Source organism: Nocardioides sp. LHD-245 (genome assembly GCF_030929495.1).
In the GTDB taxonomy this organism is placed as follows: Bacteria; Actinomycetota; Actinomycetes; order Propionibacteriales; family Nocardioidaceae; genus Nocardioides.
The window spans coordinates 33,838-52,612 of sequence record NZ_JAVFWN010000018.1 but is presented as its reverse complement, the minus strand read 5'-3'; the positions used below and the strand labels follow the sequence as shown (position 1 = coordinate 52,612).

19 protein-coding genes are annotated in these 18,775 nt (G+C 70.2%); 15 read left to right on the top strand and 4 right to left on the bottom strand.

The window, feature by feature from the left end:
* Positions 1 to 113 precede the first annotated feature (113 nt).
* From RB608_RS23795 to RB608_RS23780, 4 genes are read right to left on the bottom strand one after another with little or no spacing between them, the layout of a single operon-like run.
* Positions 114 to 281 carry a hypothetical protein gene (locus RB608_RS23795; protein WP_308090560.1) on the bottom strand — a complete coding sequence of 56 codons (168 nt, stop codon included), beginning with the start codon at positions 279 to 281 and terminating at the stop codon, positions 114 to 116.
* On the bottom strand, positions 271 to 1,032 hold the full coding sequence (locus RB608_RS23790) for a class I SAM-dependent methyltransferase (RefSeq protein WP_308090659.1): 762 nt from the start codon (positions 1,030 to 1,032) through the stop codon (positions 271 to 273). Before RB608_RS23790 ends, RB608_RS23795 begins: the two co-directional genes overlap by 11 nt.
* Positions 1,033 to 1,046: 14 nt before the next feature.
* On the bottom strand, positions 1,047 to 1,760 hold the full coding sequence (locus RB608_RS23785) for a transcriptional regulator (protein WP_308090559.1): 714 nt from the start codon (positions 1,758 to 1,760) through the stop codon (positions 1,047 to 1,049).
* Positions 1,761 to 1,816: 56 nt separating this feature from the next.
* A complete protein-coding gene (locus tag RB608_RS23780) occupies positions 1,817 to 2,413 on the bottom strand; it encodes a TetR/AcrR family transcriptional regulator (RefSeq protein ID WP_308090558.1) in 597 nt (198 codons plus the stop codon).
* A gap of 113 nt (positions 2,414 to 2,526) precedes the next feature.
* Here RB608_RS23780 and RB608_RS23775 point away from each other — a divergent pair, with 113 nt between their 5' ends.
* From RB608_RS23775 to RB608_RS23705, 15 genes are all read left to right on the top strand, one after another.
* Positions 2,527 to 3,285: an SDR family oxidoreductase gene (locus tag RB608_RS23775; protein WP_308090557.1), complete on the top strand. Its 759-nt coding sequence runs from the start codon at positions 2,527 to 2,529 to the stop codon at positions 3,283 to 3,285.
* Positions 3,282 to 4,334, top strand: coding sequence for a phosphotransferase family protein (locus RB608_RS23770; protein WP_308090556.1), 1,053 nt, complete (start codon positions 3,282 to 3,284; stop codon positions 4,332 to 4,334). Before RB608_RS23775 ends, RB608_RS23770 begins: the two co-directional genes overlap by 4 nt.
* A complete protein-coding gene (locus RB608_RS23765; protein ID WP_308090555.1) occupies positions 4,334 to 5,578 on the top strand; it encodes an acyl-CoA dehydrogenase family protein in 1,245 nt (414 codons plus the stop codon). The genes RB608_RS23770 and RB608_RS23765 overlap by 1 nt, the downstream gene beginning before the upstream one ends.
* A 25-nt stretch (positions 5,579 to 5,603) precedes the next feature.
* On the top strand, positions 5,604 to 6,092 hold the full coding sequence (locus RB608_RS23760) for a TspO/MBR family protein (RefSeq protein WP_308090554.1): 489 nt from the start codon (positions 5,604 to 5,606) through the stop codon (positions 6,090 to 6,092).
* A 112-nt stretch (positions 6,093 to 6,204) separates the two neighbouring features.
* Positions 6,205 to 9,270: a lamin tail domain-containing protein gene (locus RB608_RS23755; protein ID WP_308090553.1), complete on the top strand. Its 3,066-nt coding sequence runs from the start codon at positions 6,205 to 6,207 to the stop codon at positions 9,268 to 9,270.
* Between the two features lie 264 nt (positions 9,271 to 9,534).
* Positions 9,535 to 10,014: a RidA family protein gene (locus RB608_RS23750; RefSeq protein ID WP_308090552.1), complete on the top strand. Its 480-nt coding sequence runs from the start codon at positions 9,535 to 9,537 to the stop codon at positions 10,012 to 10,014.
* Positions 10,014 to 10,988, top strand: coding sequence for an FAD-dependent oxidoreductase (locus tag RB608_RS23745; protein WP_308090551.1), 975 nt, complete (start codon positions 10,014 to 10,016; stop codon positions 10,986 to 10,988). Before RB608_RS23750 ends, RB608_RS23745 begins: the two co-directional genes overlap by 1 nt.
* 90 nt (positions 10,989 to 11,078) lie before the next feature.
* Positions 11,079 to 11,978 (top strand): DUF6282 family protein, encoded by a 900-nt coding sequence (locus tag RB608_RS23740; protein ID WP_308090550.1) that lies wholly within the window; start codon positions 11,079 to 11,081, stop codon positions 11,976 to 11,978.
* A gap of 12 nt (positions 11,979 to 11,990) precedes the next feature.
* Positions 11,991 to 12,386, top strand: coding sequence for a hypothetical protein (locus RB608_RS23735; protein WP_308090549.1), 396 nt, complete (start codon positions 11,991 to 11,993; stop codon positions 12,384 to 12,386).
* 46 nt (positions 12,387 to 12,432) lie between these two features.
* Positions 12,433 to 13,431: a branched-chain amino acid ABC transporter permease gene (locus RB608_RS23730; protein ID WP_308090548.1), complete on the top strand. Its 999-nt coding sequence runs from the start codon at positions 12,433 to 12,435 to the stop codon at positions 13,429 to 13,431.
* Between the two features lie 3 nt (positions 13,432 to 13,434).
* Entirely contained in the window at positions 13,435 to 14,418 is a 984-nt protein-coding gene (locus RB608_RS23725; RefSeq protein ID WP_308090547.1) for a branched-chain amino acid ABC transporter permease, read from the top strand.
* On the top strand, positions 14,408 to 15,256 hold the full coding sequence (locus RB608_RS23720) for an ABC transporter ATP-binding protein (protein WP_308090546.1): 849 nt from the start codon (positions 14,408 to 14,410) through the stop codon (positions 15,254 to 15,256). The genes RB608_RS23725 and RB608_RS23720 overlap by 11 nt, the downstream gene beginning before the upstream one ends.
* Positions 15,256 to 16,020, top strand: coding sequence for an ABC transporter ATP-binding protein (locus RB608_RS23715; protein WP_308090545.1), 765 nt, complete (start codon positions 15,256 to 15,258; stop codon positions 16,018 to 16,020). The genes RB608_RS23720 and RB608_RS23715 overlap by 1 nt, the downstream gene beginning before the upstream one ends.
* A gap of 104 nt (positions 16,021 to 16,124) precedes the next feature.
* Complete coding sequence (locus RB608_RS23710; protein WP_308090544.1) at positions 16,125 to 17,366, top strand: ABC transporter substrate-binding protein; 1,242 nt, start codon at positions 16,125 to 16,127, stop codon at positions 17,364 to 17,366.
* The gene (locus RB608_RS23705; protein ID WP_308090543.1) at positions 17,356 to 18,711 is read left to right on the top strand and encodes an alanine racemase; all 1,356 of its coding nucleotides are present in this window, start codon (positions 17,356 to 17,358) and stop codon (positions 18,709 to 18,711) included. Before RB608_RS23710 ends, RB608_RS23705 begins: the two co-directional genes overlap by 11 nt.
* Positions 18,712 to 18,775 lie beyond the last annotated feature (64 nt).

Sequence of the window (18,775 nt, the reverse complement as noted above, 5' to 3'; positions counted from 1 at the left end):
CGGAACTCCTGCTCTCGACGCTTCGTGCCAGTCATCCTGGGCGCGCGGAGCAGGTGTGCGGGAGGTCACTTCCGGCATTTGTGTCCCGCTGGCGGGACAAATGGGCGGGTCCGTCAGCCGGCGGGAAGGGCGGCGACGGGCACGGTCACCCGGTCCATCTCCTGGCCGCCGTCGCAGGTCAGCAGCGCCACGGTGGCCGTGCCGTCACGCTCGCCGACCACCTCCCAGTGGCCGCCGGAGATGATCCAGCGGTCGAGCGCGGCGCGGCCGTCAGACGACACCGGAGGCCGCCCAAGCCGTGCCGACGACCGTGAACGGTCCGGGGCCGAGCTCGCGGAGCAGGTCGGACTCCAAGCGCTCGCGCGTCGGGTCGTCGAGGCCGGCGACGTAGGCGCCGGCCGGACCGACGCCGAGGGTGTAGGGCTCCCACCAGTCGGCGAAGCGGGCGAACCTCACGGCCACGGTCAGCTCGACCTCGGTGACCTCGCGCAGCCCGGCGGCACCGAGCAGGGCCGTCAGGTCGCCACCGTGGGCGCCCGGCAACGCGCCCTCGCCGCCGACGGCAGGGTCGAGCGCCCGGGCGGCGCCCCAGAGGGGGGACAGCGGTCCGCGCCCACCCGCGTGGTCCCAGACGCAGGCGCTCACCCGGCCCCCGGGCCGGGTCACCCGGCGCATCTCGCTCGTGCCGGCCGCCGGGTCGGTCATGAAGTTCACGGCGAGTTGGGCGAGGGTGGCCCCGAAGGCGGCGTCGGCGAAGGGGAGGGCCTCTGCCGACGCCGCACGCACGTCGGCCTCGGGGTGGGCGGCGGCCGTGGCCGCGACGAAGGAGGCGACGGGGTCGACCGCCGCGACGTCCGGTGCGCCGCGGCGCCGTACCAGCTCGGCGGTGAGCATGCCGGGACCGCAGCCCACGTCGAGGACGGGCGCAGTCGGGTCGACGCCGGCCAGGCCCACGTCGGCGAACAGCCCCGCGAGGGGACCGGAGAAGGTCCCCATGAAGCGGACGTAGGCGTCGGCGGCGACCTCGAACATGGCCACGCCGCCGATCATTCTCCGCCCGGCGGCGCTTGTCCATGGCCGCGCGGGACGTCGCGCCGTACGGCGACGCAGCAGCGACCCGCGGCCGGCTCCAGGTGCGCCGTCGTCGCGGTGCAGCCCAGTCCGTCGGCGACACCCTGGACGAACGAGCGGTTGAGGCCGCACACGACCTCGGTGTGCTTCTCCGCGAGCGCGTCGAAGGGGCAGTTCGACAGCAGCACGGCGTCCGGCTCGACGGCAGGCTCGTAGCCCTGGCCGGCCAGCACCGCGGCGAGCTCGGGGAGTCCGGCGGGGGCGGGGACGCCGCCGGCCGCGTCGGCCACCGCGCGCCCCTCCGCGTGGGCGGACGCGGCGAGTGCGGCGTCGAGGTCCTGCGCCGACCGGGCCCTGCCGACGGCGGCGGCGAGGATGTCGCCGACGAGGTCGTAGCGTCGCGGTGGGAGGGTGATCGCGAACTCGCGGTCGGCGCGGCGGTAGAGCTTGCTGGGCCGGCCCGCGCCGGGGCCCGAGCGCCCGCTGAGCCGCCGGAACTCGACCTCCAGCAGGCCCTCCTCGGCCAGCCGGTCGAGGTGGAAGCTCACCGTGTGCTTGGCCAGGCTCAGGGCGCCGGCGGCCTCGTCGCGCCCGACCGGTTCGGGTCGGCCGGCGACATAGGCGTAGAGCGTGCGCCGGGTGTCGTCGGCGAGCGCGCCGATCGCGCTGGCGCCGGAGTCGAGGTCCACGAACAGATTCTAAAACAGAACTCTCTTCCCACAAGAGGAAGCGCGGTCGTCTCGGCCTATCGGGCCGGGGCGGCGCCCACCAGGCGCAGCGCGAGGTCGGCGTAGTAGTCGCCGATCTGGGCGGGTGACCACTCGCCGTCCTCGCGGTACCAGCGGGCGATGTCGACGCCCATCGAGGCCAGCGCGGTGGCCGCCAGGGCCGGGTCGGGGGTGTCGAAGACGCCGGCGGCGACGCCGTCGAGGACGAGGGCGCGCAGCTCGCGGTCGATGCCGGTGCGCAGGACGTCGATCTCGGTGCGGTGCTCCTCGCTCAGTGCGGCGAGCTCGTAGTTGAGGATCCGGGCGACCGTGTGGTGGTGCGCGTGGAACTCCGCGAACGCCCGTCCCGCCGCCGCCGCCTGCTCGACCGGGTCGGCCGAGGACGCCCGGGCGGTGCGCACCACGTCGAGCGCCTGCTGGTGGCCCTCGCGGGAGATCAGGAAGAGCAGCTCCTCCTTGGACCGGTGGTGCACGTAGACCGCGGCCGGGCTCATCCCGGCGGCCCCGGCGATGTCGCGGGTGGTCGTCCCGTGGAAGCCCTTCTCCGCGAACGCCGTCACGGCGGCCTCGAGCAGCCGGGCGCGGGTGGCCTCGGCGCGGGACGGGGTGCTCATCGTCGGGCCTCCGGTGCTGGGGTGCCGCGCCCTTGACGGCACGGGCGGTGCGCGTGCAAGGTAGGCTACACGCTAAGCAAGCGCTTAGTAACCTGATGGAGCGAGGCAGACACGTGAGCACGAGGTTCGACGGCAAGACCGCGATCGTCACCGGGGCGAGCCGGGGCATCGGCTTCGCGATCGCCGAGCGGCTGGTCGCGGAGGGCGCCCGGGTCGTCCTCACCGGACGCGGCAAGGACGCGCTCGACGAGGCGGTCGCCGCGCTGGGCGGCCCGGACCGGGCGCTCGGCGTCGCGGGCAAGGCTGACGACGAGGAGCACCAGGCCGACGTCGTACGCCGGGCGATCGCGACCTTCGGCAGCGCCGACCTGCTGGTCAACAACGCCGGCATCAATCCGGCCTACGGTCCGATGATCGACCTCGACCTCGCCGTCGCCCGCAAGGTCGTCGACGTCAACGTGCTCGCCGCGCTCGGCTGGACCCAGCGCGTGCATGCAGCGTGGATGAAGGAGCACGGCGGCGCGGTCGTCAACGTCTCCTCGGTCTCCGGCGTGAAGCCCGCCCCCGGCATCGGCATGTACGGCGCCAGCAAGGCGATGCTCATCTCGATGACCGAGCTGCTGGCGGTCGAGCTCGGCCCGGACATCCGGGTCAACGCCGTGGCCCCCGCGGTGGTGAAGACGAAGTTCGCGACCGCGCTCTACGAGGGCCGCGAGGCCGAGGTCGCCGCGCAGTACCCGCTCAAGCGGCTCGGCGTGCCCGACGACATCGGCGGCGTCGTCGCCTTCCTGCTGTCCGAGGACGCCGCATGGCTCACCGGCCAGACCGTCGTCGTCGACGGCGGCGTCACGCTGACCGGAGGGGTCGAGTGAACCCGCCTGGCCTCGACCTCGACGCGCTCGGCACCTGGCTGGCCGCCGCGGTGCCCGGCGCCGGGACCACCCTGACCGCCGACCTGGTCGCCGGCGGCAAGTCCAACCTGACCTTCGCCGTCTCCGACGGCACCTCGGAGTGGATCGTGCGCCGCCCGCCGCTGGGGCACGTGCTCGCCACCGCCCACGACATGGGCCGCGAGTACCGCGTCATGACGGCGCTCCAGGACACCGCGGTCCCGGTCCCGCGCACCTACGCCTTCTGCTCCGACACCTCGGTCGTGGGTGCTGAGTTCTACGTGATGGAGAGGTGCGTCGGCACGCCGTACCGCCGGGCCGGTGAGCTGGCCCCGCTCGGCGCCGAGCGGACCCGGGCGATCTCCGAGCGCCTGGTCGACATCCTCGCCGTGCTGCACGCGGTCCGCCCGGCCGAGGTGGGGCTGGCGGACTTCGGCCGGCCCGAGGGCTTCCTCGGTCGGCAGGTCGCGCGCTGGCGCAAGCAGCTCGACGCGTCGCACACCCGGGACCTCCCGGCGGCCGACGAGCTGCACCGCAGGCTGGCCTCCTCGGTGCCCGCCGAGTCGACGACCGGGATCGTGCACGGCGACTTCCGCCTCGACAACGTGCTGGTCGACAGTGCGGACGGGGCCGAGGGGGCCACCGAGCCCGACCGGGCGACCGCCGTACTGGACTGGGAGATGGCGACCCTCGGCGACCCGCTCACCGATCTCGCGCTCATGCTCACCTACCACCGGCTCGCGGAGACCATCGGCGACGCCGTCGCGGACGCCTCGACCGCGCCCGGCTTCCTGGCCGAGGACGAGATCGTGGCCCGATACGCCGCGGCCAGCGACCGCGACCTGTCCGGCTTCGGCTGGTACCTCGGGCTGGCGGCCTTCAAGCTCGCCGCGATCCTCGAGGGCATCCACTACCGCTTCCTCGCCGGCCAGACGGTCGGGGAGGGCTTCGAGGACATCGGCGCGGCGATCGACCCGCTGCTCGACGCCGGCCTCACCGCACTGAACGCACACTCCTGGAGGAAGAACTGATGGACTTCGGATTCGACGCCCGCACCGAGGAGCTGCGGGCCACGATGCTCGCCTTCATGGACGAGTTCGTGCACCCCGCCGAGACGGTCTTCGAGGAGCAGCTCGCCGAGCTGGACGACCCGTGGGCCTGGGACTCGACCCCGGTCCTCCGGGAGCTGCGGGCCGAGGCCCGCAAGCGCGGCCTGTGGAACCTCTTCCTCCCCGGCGAGCACCCCGGGGTCGAGGGTGCCGGCCTGACCAACGTCCAGTACGCCGCCCTCGCCGAGATCTCCGGTCGCAGCGGCCATCTGGCCCCGGCCGCCATGAACTGCGCGGCCCCCGACACCGGCAACATGGAGGTGCTGCACCTCTTCGGCACGGACGCCCAGAAGAAGCAGTGGCTGGAGCCGCTGCTCAACGGCGACATCCGCTCGGCGTTCGCGATGACCGAGCCCGACGTCGCGTCCTCCGACGCCACCAACATCGAGCTCTCCATCGTGCGCGATGGCGACGAGTACGTCCTCAACGGCCGCAAGTGGTGGATCACCGGCGCGATGAACCCCAACTGCGCGATCTTCATCGTCATGGGCAAGACCGACCCCACCGCGGACCGGCACCGCCAGCAGTCGATGATCCTCGTCCCGCGCGACACCCCCGGCCTCGAGGTCGTGCGCGCCATGCACGTCATGGGCTACGACGACCACGAGCACGGCGGGCACGCCGAGCTGCTCTTCACCGACGTCCGGGTGCCGGCCGCGAACCTGATCGGCGAGGAGGGCGGCGGCTTCGGCGTCGCCCAGGCCCGTCTCGGTCCCGGCCGGATCCACCACTGCATGCGCTCGATCGGCATCGCCGAGCGCGCGATCGAGATGATGTGCGAGCGCGCCGAGTCCCGGGTCGCCTTCGGCCGCCCGATCGCCGACCAGGGCACCGTCCGCACCTGGATCGCCGAGTCGCGGGTCAAGCTCGAGCAGCTGCGCCTGCTCGTCCTCAAGACCGCCTGGCTGATGGACACCGTCGGCAACAAGGGCGCTCACACCGAGATCCAGGCCATCAAGATCGCCACCCCCGAGACGGTCCAGTGGATCCTCGACAAGGCCATCCAGGTCCACGGCGCCGGCGGTCTCTCGCAGGACTTCCCCCTGGCCAACATGTACGCCGGCATCCGCACCCTGCGCTTCGCCGACGGCCCCGACGAGGTCCACAAGAACGCCCTCGCCAAGACGGAGCTGCGGCGCCAGGCCGCCCGCCGCGAGGCCCGCTGACCTCCGGCGACGCAGACTGGAGGACATGAGCACCACCAGCGCTCCGACCTCGGGCCCGGCCCGCGACGTGCTCGCCCTGCTGCCGTTCGTGGCGGCGGTGGCGGCCGTCGCGGTGCTGGGCGGACTCGCCGCCGGCTCCTCCGCGCAGACCTACCGCGCTCTCGACCTGCCGCCGTTCGCGCCACCCTCGTGGCTCTTCGGCCCGGTCTGGACGGTCCTCTACGTCATGATCGCCGTCGCGGGCTGGCTGGCCTGGCGGGCCGGGGCAGGCGTGCCCGGGCTGGCCGCGTGGGTGGCGCAGCTGCTGCTCAACCTGGCCTGGACGCCGCTGTTCTTCGCGGCCGACCGCTACGGCTGGGCACTCGTCGACATCGCAGCGCTCCTGGTCGCGATCGTCGCGGTGATCGCGCTGTTCGCGCGGGTCTCGCGAGCGGCGGCATGGCTGTTGGCGCCGTACCTGCTCTGGGTGGGCTTCGCGACGGCCCTCAACGCCGCGATCGTGATCCTCAACTGACTGGTCGGCCCGCTGTCGGCCGGTCGTCGGTCGTGGTTCACCGGCCGTTCTCCCGGTGCCGCGACGTTGGGTCTTGTCGACCCATCTCCGTTCACCCGAGGACACACCTGTCGTGACATCACCCTCTCGCGCCGCCGCAGTCGTTGCCGCCGGTGCTCTCGGCCTCTCCGGCCTCTCGTTCTTCGCCGTCGCTGCTCCCGCCAGCGCCGCTGACCCCGCCGGCGCACTCGGAGCCGTCGTGATCAACGAGTTCAGCACGAACGGCTGGAACGACAACACCGACTTCATCGAGCTCTACAACAAGAGCGCCGCGAACGTCGACCTGACCGGCTACCACCTGACCGACGACAAGGGCATCGCCGGCGGCGACGACATCGTCCTCGACGGCGTGCTCCCGGCGGGCGGCTACGCGGTGATCTTCAACGACGACCCGTCGTACCCGAACGGCTTCGGCCTCGGCAAGTCCGACGAGGTGCACCTGCTGAGCCCGGACCAGGCCACGGTCATCGACGCGTACGTCGACCTGCCGGCCGACACGCACGCCGCGCCGAGCTATGCGCGTACGACCGACGGCACGGGCGCCTTCGCGCAGGCCTCGGCAGCGACGCCCGGCGGCTCCAACGCCCTCTCGGCGGCGGATGCCGGTGTGTCGATCAACGAGTACTTCTCCGACGGCACCGACTTCGTCGAGATCCGCAACCTCGGCCTGGCCACCGTCGACCTGACCGGCTGGACCCTCGCCGACGGCGAGGGCACCAAGGCCGTCGGCGACGAGATCGTCCTCGGTGGTGCCGGCGCGGTGATCCCGGCCGGTGACTACGTCGTGGTCGAGACCGAGCCCGCGGTGCCGGTCGACGGCTTCACCTACGCCGGCGGCGGCTACGGCCTGAACAAGAACGACCACCTCTACCTCAGCAACGACGAGGGCGCCCTGGTCGACACCACGTGGGTCGGCTACGAGGCCGACGGCGTGACGACCCGCCACGCGTCGCCGTCGTGGGCGCGCACCGCCCCGGGCGCCGGGCTCTGGAAGCTGTCGTCCGCCGCGACGCCGGGCGCCGCCAACTCCTTCGGCGGTGGCGCGGAGGTCCCCGACCTCGACCCGAACTGGGACGACGTCGAGATCAACGAGATCGCCTCGCTCAACGCCGACGACCCGGGCAACCCGGGCTTCGGCGACGCCGTCGAACTGCACAACACCGGCAGCAGCCCGGTCGGTATCGAGGGCTGGTACCAGGTCGACAGCGGCGCCGCGTCCGGCGCCGCCCCGCTGACCCTCGCCGACCTCAAGGTCTGGAACGGCACCGCCTTCGAGGCCGCCGCCGAGATGACCATCCCGGCCGGCGGCTACGTCGCGTTCTCCTCGAAGAAGGGCCTGTCCGGCGAGGGCGACGCGGTCAAGGTCTACGGCCCGGGCGCCGACCCGGCCGGCCGCCAGCTCGTCGACGAGCAGGCGTACGGCGACGGACAGGCCGGTGTCTCCGACAGCTTCGAGTCCGCCGCGCGGTCGTATGCCGCCTGCCCCGACGGCTCGGACGCCTTCGTCTCGGTCGCGGTCAACAGCTTCGGCCGCGCCAACACGACCTCCTGCGAGACCGAGGTCGCGCCGCCCCTGGCCACCACCGTCGTCCTCAACGAGGTCTCCAACGTCTCCGGCAAGGCCGAGCTGCTCAACATCGGCACCGCGCCGGTCGACATCTCCGGCTGGGAGCTGCTCGACGCCGGCGACGCCGTGGTGCACACGGTCCCGGCCGGCACCAGCCTCGCCGTGGGCGGGTTCTACGTCGCCGAGGGCATCGTGGGGCTGGACAGCGCCGACTCGCTGACGCTGCGCCGGCCCAGCGACGGTGCGCGCGCGATCGGGCACACCTGGAACGAGGACGGCATCGCGTCGTACAGCCGTTGCGAGCTCTTCGGCACCGTGTCCTATGTCGAGACGCCGACGGCGACCTGGGGTGCGGCCAACGCGTGCCCGGGCGTCGTCACGGAGGCCTGGCCCGGCCCGGCGGAGATCACCACGGTCGACGATGTGAACGGCTTCGGCGACGGTGACGGCAACGGCGAGGGCGACGTCTCCGGCGCGGCCTTCGACCCGACCGACCCGAGCATCCTGTGGGTCGTGCAGAACAAGAACACCCTGCACAAGCTGCGCAAGGTCGGCGCCACCTACGTCGCCGTCGACGGCTGGGACGGCGGCAAGAAGCTGCACTTCGCCACCGGCGCCGGCGCCGTCGACTCCGAGGGCGTGACGGTCGGCCCGGACGGCTCGATCTACGTCACCTCCGAGCGCGACAACGACAACAAGGACGTCTCCGCCAACAAGATCGAGCGGTACGACGTCTCCGCCGTCACCGCGGCCACGACCGACCTGACGGCGACCGACGAGTGGGACGTCAACTCCTTCGTCACCACCGGCACCAACCTCGGCCTCGAGGGCATCACCTATGTCCCCGACAGCTTCCTGGTCGCCGCCGGCTGGCGGGCCGACGGCAAGGCCTACGCCGCCGCCGACCACCCGACCCCCGGCCTGTTCGTCACCGCCGTCGAGGCCACCGGCGACCTGCACTTCTTCTCGCTCGCCGCCGGCGCGGCACCGGTCGAGGTGAAGGTGGAGTCCTCCGGCTTCCCGTTCGCCATGGACACCGCCTTCGACCCCGACCGTCAGGCGCTCTGGGCCCTGTGCGACGACAGCTGCGGCGGCGTCGCGAACCTGCTGAAGGTCGAGGGCGGCGACTTCGTGGTCAAGCACTCCCTGGCCCGCCCGGCCGGGATGCCGAACCTCAACAACGAGGGCATGGCGATCAAGCCGCTGCGCACCGCCGTCGACGACAAGGTCGAGGTCGTGTGGACCGACGACGGCGACACCGACGGCTTCTCGCTGCGTCAGGGTCACCTGCGCGCCGACTTCGCCGTACCGGTCGTCGTCACGCCCCCGGCGGTCACCCCGCCCACCGTGACCCCGCCGACGGCCGCCGAGCAGGCCCTCGCCCAGGCGGCGGCCAAGGTGGCGTCCACGAAGGAGAAGGTCGCCTCGGCCAAGGCCAAGGCCAAGGCCGCGAAGAAGGCGAAGCAGCCCGCCAAGGCGAAGCGACTGGCCACGAAGCTGAAGAAGCTCAAGAAGAAGCTGAAGAAGCAGAAGGCCGCGCTCGCGCAGGCGGTCGCCGCCGCGAAGAGCTAGCGCCTACGTCGATGACCGGGCCCGACGCCGTACGGCGTCGGGCCCGGCGTCGTCTCCCCGGGCTACGAGCGGGAGATGATCTCGACCGGTCCGTTGACCAGACCCGAACTGTCTGGTTTAGTCTGCGCATCGTCTTCTAAATCAGACAACTTGTGACTCCACCCCTCCCGGGCCCGGTCCGGGCAGTGAGCGGGCTCGTCGGGATCTCGGCCCGGTCGGGGCCTGCGCAGTAGACGACCCGTCCATCGAGCCCAGGGGGCCCACGTGTCGCAGAAGTCTCAGACCCCGCAGCAGCGCCTGGCGGCGCTCGGCCTCGAGCTGCCGGACATCGCCGCGCCGGCCGCGAACTACATCGCGTGGCGTCGCGTCGGCGACGTTCTCTATGTCGCCGGGCAGGTGCCTTTCGTCGACGGAAGGCTCCCGGTCACCGGCAAGCTCGGAGGTGTGGTCGGCATGGAGGAGGGCAGGCGTCAGGCCGGGGTCGCGGCGCTCAACGCCCTCGCTGCCGGCGCCCGGGCCGCCGGCTCGCTCGAGAGGCTGGTGGTGGCGCACGTCCAGGTGTTCGTCGCGAGCACGCCCGAGTTCACCGACCAGCATCTGGTGGCGAATGGCGCCAGCGACCTGCTGGCAGAGGTTCTCGGTGAGGCGGGCAGGCACCCGCGGACGGCGATCGCGGTGCCGGTGCTCCCGCTCGACGCGCCGGTCGAGATCCAGGTGACGTTCACGATCGCGGACGCTCTTTGATGTCCGTCGCCGTCGGGGCGGGCGACACGGCGACCGTTCTCGGCGGCGGCATCATCGGTGCGACCACGGCCTGGCGGCTCGCCGATGACGGGTGGGACGTGGAGCTGTGGTCGGACCGGGACTGCGACGCCACGGTCTCGGCCGTGGCTGCCGCGCTGTGGCGTCCGTATCGCGCGGAGCCCCAGGCGGACGTGGTCAGATGGAGTGCGCGCACCCTAGAGGTGTACCTGGCGCAGGTCGAGATGCCCGGCTCCGGCATCACGATGGTCCCGGGCCTCGAGTTGGGTAGAGAGCCGCTGGTCGACCCGGCCTGGGGGAGCGTGCTCGCCGACTTCGGACATGCCGATGTCGCTGACCTGCCGCCGGGCTATGTCGACGCACTGGCATACCGAGCGCCGGTGGCGGTCATGACGACCTATCTGCCCTGGTTGCTGAAGCGACTCGCCGAACGCGGCGTCCGTCTCGTGCGGCGACGGGTGGAGAGCCTGGCCGCGGTGACGGCGAGCCGACCGTGGGTGGTCAACGCGACCGGGTTGGCCGCACGGGAGCTGGTGCCTGATGGCGAGGTGCACCCGGTGCGCGGTCAGGTCCTGCGACTGACCAACCCGGGGATCACGCACTTCCGTCTCGACTACCACCATCCGGACGGACTGACCTATGTGATCCCGCGCGGAGCCGATGTGATCGTGGGCGGCACCGACCAGGAGTGCAGCTGGGACACCGTGGTGGACGCTGCTCAGTCGGAGCAGATCCTGCTGCGGGGCCGTGCGCTCCATCCCGATCTCGAGCGCGCGGAGGTGCTCGAGGCGAAGGTGGGGCTGAGGCCTGCTCGGTCCCGCGTGCGGGTCGAGCGGGAGAGGTCCGAAGCCGGATGGCTGGTGCACAACTACGGGCACGGCGGCGCGGGAATGACCACGGCATGGGGCTGTGCGGACGACGTGGCGGACCTTCTCGACCGGTCACGAAACTCGTAACACGACTGCTATTGACTGGTAACGGCGCGCTCACTAGCGTCTGACTTACTAGACATGTCTGTTCAGTAAACAATACACAAGGGGATCACCATGAGCGGGAGACTGGATCTGGACCTGCTGCGCGGCGGTATCGACATCCACGTCCACCAGGCGCCTTCCCTGTTTCACCGCCACAGCTTCGTGGAGTGCGTGCGCGACGCCAAGGAGAAGGGCATGCGCGCGGTGGTGCTGAAGAGCCACCACATGATGACCACCGATCGCGCGGCTGACGCCATGAGGCAGTTCGACGGCATCGACGTGTTCGGCAGCATCACGCTCAATCTGGTGCACGGCGGCCTCAACCCGTTCGCCGTCGACCATGCGCTCCGGATGGGAGCCAAGGTGGTCTGGATGCCGACGATCGACACCGTGCAGCAGGAGAAGCACTTCGGCGGCATCGGGGGATACGGGAAGGCGCAGTCCTTCGAGCTGCCTGAGTTCTACCGCGAGGCCGAGCCCATCGTGCTGACCGACTCGAACGGTGAGATCGTTCCCGGCTTGAACCACTGCTTGAAGCTGATCAAGCAATACGACGCCGTACTCGCCGTCGGTCATGTCAGCCCCGCCGAGACGCTGGCTCTGGTCAAGGCCGCCTCAGCGGCCGGGATCACCAAGGTCGTGGTGGATCACCCCTACCTCCCGTTCACCGAGCTCTCCGACCTGGAGAAGCAGCGGGAGCTGGTGGAGCACGGAGCCATCTTGAACTACGCCTTCAGCATGATCACGCCGAAGTGGTTCTCGGTCGCCGTTCCTCAGTTGGTCGAGAACCTCAAGATCATCGGCGCGGAGAACATCGTCATCTCCTCCGACCTGGGCCAGATCCACAACCCGCTGCCGGCAGAGGGCCTGCGCAGCTACGTGCAGCTCCTGCTCGAGGAGGGCGTGACCGGTGACGAGATCGACCTCATGCTCTCGGGCAAGACGGCGACACTCCTGTACGGCGAGAGCTGAGGTCGGCCTCCGATGTCTGGAGCGACGCGAGGCGGTGTCTCGGTCGCGAAGCTCGCGGAGGACGTCCCCGCGATCGAGGCGGCCCCCGGGGTGGTCATCCGGCATCTCGTCGGACAGGCCGTGATGGTGCGGCTCGCCGAGCTCGACGCCGGTGCGTGCGTCACCATCGGTGAGCCGCAACAGGAGCACATGGTCGTCGTGCACACCGGCGCCGTTCGCATCGATCAGGGGGAGCGCTCCTGGGGCGTCGGTGTCGACGAGGCGGCGATGATCAGGCCCGGCGGCGACGTCACGCTGACGGCGGTGGGTGAGGGGCCGGCGCGGTGCCAGTTGGCGAGCTCTCCTCCCGATATCGCCCTGGTGCGACACCTTCTCCATCTCGAGCACGCCGATCACGGCTTCGACTGAGTGTCGCTCGACAGCACGTCGTCCACGTTCAACGAAGGGTTTTCTCTTGCCTGACTTGCGAAATAGACCGGGGCTCGGTGTCGCCCCCCTCGTCCTGGGCGGGACCACTGCTCTCCTGATGCTGGGGTGGGCGGTGGGTGCCAACGCCCCCGAGACCTCGGTGCTCAGTGAGTTCCCGCAGGCCCTCGTGGATGGGATCAAGTTCGGCCTGATCGTCGCGACCGGCGCCATCGGCCTCTCCCTGATCTTCGGCACCACCAAGATGATCAACTTCGCCCACGGCGAGCTGATCACTCTCGGCGCCATCGTCGCCTGGTACTTCCAGTCCATCGGCCTCCCGCTGTGGCTGGCGGCCCTCGTCGCCGTCGTGGCCGGGGCCGGATTCGGCGGCGCGCTCGAGCTCGGCCTGTGGCGGCCGCTGCGCAAGCGGCGCACCGGGCTGTTCCAGCTCCTGATAATCTCGCTCGGTCTCTCACTCGCGGTGCGGCACATCTACCTCATCGTCTTCGGCGGCGCGAGCAAGGCCTACTCGGCCTTCCGCGTCCAGGACTCCTGGAACTTCTGGGGTGTCTCGATGACACCGCGCGATCTCGGCATCATGGTGACCGCCGTGCTGGTCGTGTCAGGGACCGCCTGGATGATCCACAGCACACCGATCGGTCAGGCCATGCGCGCCGTCGCCGACAACCGCGACCTCGCGGAGGCGTCCGGCATCAGCGTCAAGCGGGTCATTCTGGTGGTGTGGATGATGGGCTCCGGCCTCGCCGCCGTCGGCGGCGTGCTGCTCGGACTTGACGGCTCCGTCAGCTGGGACATGGGCTTCGCCATCTTGATGGTCGTCTTCGCGGCCGTCATCCTCGGAGGCCTGGGCAAGTCCAATGGCGCCCTGGTCGGCGCTCTGGCCATCGGTCTGGTCAGCCAGCTGAGCACACTCTTCTCTCCCCCCGAACTCCGGATCTTCTGGGCTCTCCTCGCCCTGATGGTGGTGCTGCTGGTGCGGCCCCAAGGGATTCTCGGATCTCGCAACGCGACGCGGATCGGATAAGCGATGGACGTACTGATCGATGCCCTGCGCACGGCCTTGGGCCCCCAAGCCGCGCTGTACGCTCTGGCCGCCGTTGGCCTCAACCTCCACTACGGATACACCGGGATGCTCAACTTCGGCCAGGTCGGGTTCATGCTCGTCGGCGCCTACGGGATAGCGATCGGCGTCAGCACCTTCGGCTGGCCGTTGTGGGCCGCGCTCATCCTGACGATCGTCGCGGCCGTGGGCTACGCCCTCCTGCTCGGCCTGCCGACGGTGCGGCTCCGTGCCGACTATCTGGCGATCACGACGCTGGCTGCCGGCGAGGCGATGAGACTCCTTTTCCGGTCGCACTCCACCGAGGAGGTCACCGGCGGCGTCTTCGGGTTGACCCGCTTCGCCAACGAGTTCTACGAGCTCAACCCGATCCCACGGGGTCGCTACGGCTTCGGCAACCTCGTCTTCTCCCACCAGACGTTGTGGGTCATGATCGTCGGCTGGGTGTTGGCGGTTGCGGCCGCGCTTCTCGTCTGGCGCCTGGCCAAGAGCCCGTGGGGTCGTGTGGCGCTCTCGATCCGCGAGGATGAGGAGGTCGTGCGCAGCGCGGGCAAGAGCGTGGTCTCGATCAAGATCCAGAGCCTGGTGCTCGGCGGAGTCATGGGTGCCGGCGCGGGAGCGGTGCTGGCCATCAGCCAGCAGGCCGTCGCCCCCGACGCCTTCATCCCCGAGGTCACGTTCTTCGCCTACGCCGCCGTGATCCTCGGCGGAGTCGGCCGCGCGTGGGGCCCGCTTGTCGGCGCGGTGATGTTCTGGTTCCTGATCTCCGTCTTCGACAGCGGAATCCGCGCCCTCGCCGACACCGGCGCGATGCCGGACCAGCTGTTCAGCGCCGACGCGCTGGGCGCGTACCGCTTCGTGCTCGTCGGCTTCGGCCTGATGGCGCTCATGATCTTCCGGCCCCAGGGCATCTTCGGCGACCGAAACGAGATGGTGCTAGGTGACCACTGAGATGACGACACTCGAGGAGACCCCCGGCTCGTCCAAAGCCGACCCCGTCCTGGTCGCCCACGACGTGCAGCGCTGGTTCGGCGGACTCCAGTCGGTCGGCGTCGACCACCTGGAGATCGAAACCGGCCTGGTGACGAGTCTGATCGGCCCCAACGGGGCCGGGAAGACCACCCTGTTCAACCTGTTGAGCGGCTTCGACATCCCGAACTCCGGCTCCGTCGTCTTCGGCGGCTCGGACATCAGCCGAGCCAAGCCCCACCAGCGCGCCCGCGCCGGCATGGTCCGTACCTTCCAGTTGACCCGGTCGATGACACGGTTGACCGTCTTGGAGAACGCCAAGCTGGCAGCGCAGCACCAGGTCGGAGAGCGGCTGTGGTGCGCGCCCATCTCGGCGTTGTGGAAACGGCAGGAGCGCGAGATCGAGGAGCGGGCCAGGGCGGTGCTGGCGACGTTCGGGTTGGGCCGGATGGTCGACGAGTACGCCGGCACTCTCTCCGGTGGTCAGCGACGGCTGTTGGAGCTGGCCAGGGCGCTGATGCTGGAGCCGCGTCTGCTGATGCTGGACGAGCCGATGGGCGGGGTCAACCCCGCCCTGCGGGAGACGATCATGGATCAGCTTCGCAGTCTCGCGGCCCAGGGAACCACGGTCTTGATCGTCGAGCACGACATGGACATGGTGATGGGCGTCAGCGACTGGGTGGTCTGCATGGCACAGGGAAAGGTCATCGCGGAGGGACGCCCGGCCACCGTGGCCAACGACGGCGCGGTCGTGGAGGCCTACCTCGGCTCCGGCTACGGCGATCCGCTCGAACCGTCGGATGTGGAAGGCGCGCAGTGATGACGAAGAAGGAGACGGCGATGACCGAGCCGCGGCCCGACGTTCTCGTCGTGGATGAGCTCGTGGCCGGCTACGTGAGCGGCGTCGACATCATTCGCGGGGCCTCCCTCTCCGTGGCCCCCGGCGAGCTGGTCGGTGTGATCGGGCCCAATGGTGCGGGCAAGTCGACGTTCATGAAGGCCATGTTCGGGTTGGCGCCCGTGCGCGGCGGCTCGATCCGTCTCGACGGCGAGGACATCGTCGGGCGCGCCCCGAGTGACCTCGTCGCCAGGGGAGTGGCCTATGTGCCGCAGACCAACAACGTCTTCCCGAGCATGACGATCGAGGAGAACCTGCGGATGGGCCTCTACCAGCAGCGCCACCGCTGGGCCGAGCGCTTCGACGCGGTCACCGCGATGCTGCCCTTCCTGGCGGCACGCCGGCGAACCCGCGCTGGTCTGCTCTCCGGTGGCGAGAGGCAGATGGTCGCACTGGGCCGGGCGTTGATGACCGAGCCGAAGGTGCTCCTGCTCGACGAGCCGTCCGCGGGTCTCTCGCCGATCAACCAGGGCGACTCCTTCGAGCGGGTCATGCAGATCAACGCGCAGGGCGTGACCATCGTGATGGTGGAGCAGAACGCCCAGCGCTGCCTGGAGATCGTCCACCGGGGCTATGTGCTCGACCAGGGGTGCAACGCCTACGCGGGAACCGGTCGCGAGCTGCTGGGCGACCCGAAGGTGGTCGAGCTCTATCTCGGCAGCCTGAGCCGTTCGTCCCGCACGTAGCGAGGCCGCGACGTCACCCGGGTCGGGGGACTGGCGCACCCTGCGATGTCCGCCAAAGAAGACAACTAGTTTAGTATAACGGTCACATCTGAAAGGGTCAGGCCATGAGAAGTTCGAAGAGGTTGCCGGTGGCGTGCTCGTTGCTCTCCATCGCGGCGCTGGCGCTGAGCGCCTGCGCGCAGTCCGATGATGCGGGTGGGGACTCCGACGCCCTCCGTATCGGCTATGTGCTCCCGGAGACCGGTGGCATCGCGTTCCTCGGGCCCGGGATGATCGGTGCAGTCAAGCTTGCGACGGCCGAGATCAATGACGCCGGCGGCGTCCTCGGCTCCGATGTCGTTCTCACGGGCGGCGACGAGGGCGAGGGGGACGGCTCGGTCGCGACCCAGACCGTCGATCGGCTGCTGAACACCGACACCGTGTCGGCGGTGATCGGCGCGGCCGGCTCCGGGATCTCGTTGAAGATCATCGACAAGATCGTCACCGCCGGCGTCGTCCAGTGCGCCCCCTCCAACACCAGTCCGACCTTCACCGACTACGACGACGACGGCTACTACTTCCGCGCGGCCGCGAGTGACGAGCTGCTGGCGCCGGTGTTCGCTCAGCTCATCGTGGACGACGGCGGGAAGCGGGTCGCGGTCGTGGGCCGCGCGGACGACTACGCCCAGCGACTCGGCGACCTGACCGTGCAGGAGGTCGAGAAGGCTGGTGCCGATGCGTCCGACCCGATCCTCTACGATCCCACCGCGCAGGACTTCGACGCCGAGATCCGCAAGATCGTCTCGTACAAGCCCGACGCCATGGTGCTGATCGCCTTCGACGAGACGTCCACGATCCTGCGCGGCCTCATCGAGGCCGGCTATGGGCCGCAGGACATCCCGATCTACGTCGGCACCGGTTCGAAGAAGACCGATCTCGCCGAGCAGGTCGAGCCGGGCAACAAGGCCGCCGTCGAGGGCCTGCGCGGGGTCAATCCGGCCGCGACCTCACAGGCGGCGTTCCTCGACAAGCTCCGCGGCGAGGTGCCCGACCTCTCCGCCACCCAGTTCACCGGTGAGGCCTACGACTGCGTGACGACCGTCGCGCTGGCCGCGCAGCAGGCGGAGAGCACCGACCCCCAGAAGATCCGAGACAACATGGTCTCGGTGACCGAGGGCGGCACGAAGTGCACCACGTTCGCCGACTGCAAGAAGCTCATCGACGAGGGCGAGGACATCGACTACGACGGTGTCAGCGGCCCGATCGACCTTGCCGACAACGGTGACCCGACGAAGGCGACCTACGAGCAGTGGGAGTTCCAGAGCGACGGGAGCATCAAGACCCTCAATACCGTCAATGCCGGTTGAGGGCGAGCGGGGCGCCGGCGTGACGCAGCGGCTCGCCGTGGTCCGCGAGCGCGTCCAGGAGCTGGGCGACCAGGTCCTGGACGCGCGCACGAAAGGGCTGTTCCTGAACCCGGGCGAGTCGCTGCGCGCGGCCGAGGTGGCCGAGCGGAAGTGGAACGTGCTCAAGGGGGACCTCGACCTCCCGCTGATGCTGCTCAAGGAACGGGAGCTGGAGCACAACATCAAGGTGATGGCGGACTACTGCCGTGAGCACGGGGTCGACCTGGCGCCGCACGGCAAGACGACCATGGCGCCTCAACTCTTCGCCCGCCAGCTCGAGGCGGGAGCCTGGGGCATCACGGCGGCCACCGCATGGCAGGTCCGCCTGATGCGCTCCTTCGGAGTGCCGGCGATCCTGATGGCCAACGAGCTCGTCGACCCGGTCGCGATCGCGTGGATCCTCGATGAGCTGGATGCCGCGCGCGGCGGTGAGGGAGCGCCGTTCGAGTTCCTCTGCTACGTCGACAGCCTCGCCGGCATCGAGATCATCGAGGGCGTGGTGAGCGAGCGTGCCTCCCGCACGCCGCTTCCGGTTCTCGTCGAACTGGGATACGACAATGGCCGCAGCGGCGTCAGGTCGGTGCCCGACGCGCTGACCGTCGCGCGGCGAGCGGCGCAGTCACCGGCGGTCTCGCTGCGCGGTGTCTCGGCATTCGAAGGACTGGTGCCCGCCGACAGCCTCGAGGAGCGTCTGGCGGCAGTGCAGGTCTATATGGACGACCTGCACCGGCTGGTGCGGGAGGTCGCTGAGGCCGGACTGTGCGAGGGCGAACGGATCATCGTCACCTCCGGCGGCAGCTCCTACTTCGACATCGTCACCGACACGGTCGGCCCGGCTGCCTTCGACGTCCCGGTGCAGACCATCCTTCGCAGCGGCTGCTATGTGACCCACGACGTCGAGATGTACGAGGAGACCTCCTTCCTCGGCGGCCGGCCGGGCGTGGGCAAGGGGCTGCTCGCGCAGTCGCTGGAGGTCTGGGCCACCGTGTGGTCGCGCCCGCGACCCGACTTGGCGATCGTCGGCATCGGCAAGCGCGATGTCCCCTACGACTACCGGCTCCCGGTGCCGCTGCGGACCTCGCGCCCCGGCGTCGACGGGTGGCAGGAGGTGGAGGGCGCGTTCGAGGTGTTGGCGCTCAACGACCAGCACGCGTTCGTGCGGCTGCCGCCTGAGTCCGACCTCGCGGTCGGTGACTGGTTGGTGAGCGGCATCAGCCACCCGTGCGGCGCCTTCGACAAGTGGGCGTACCTCCCGGTCGTCGACGACAGTTACACCGTGGTCGACGGTGTCTTCACGTTCTTCTGAGTCCTTGGGGAAGAATGACCAACTCGAAGACGGATCAGTGACGAGGCAACGGGCAGGGAGGGCG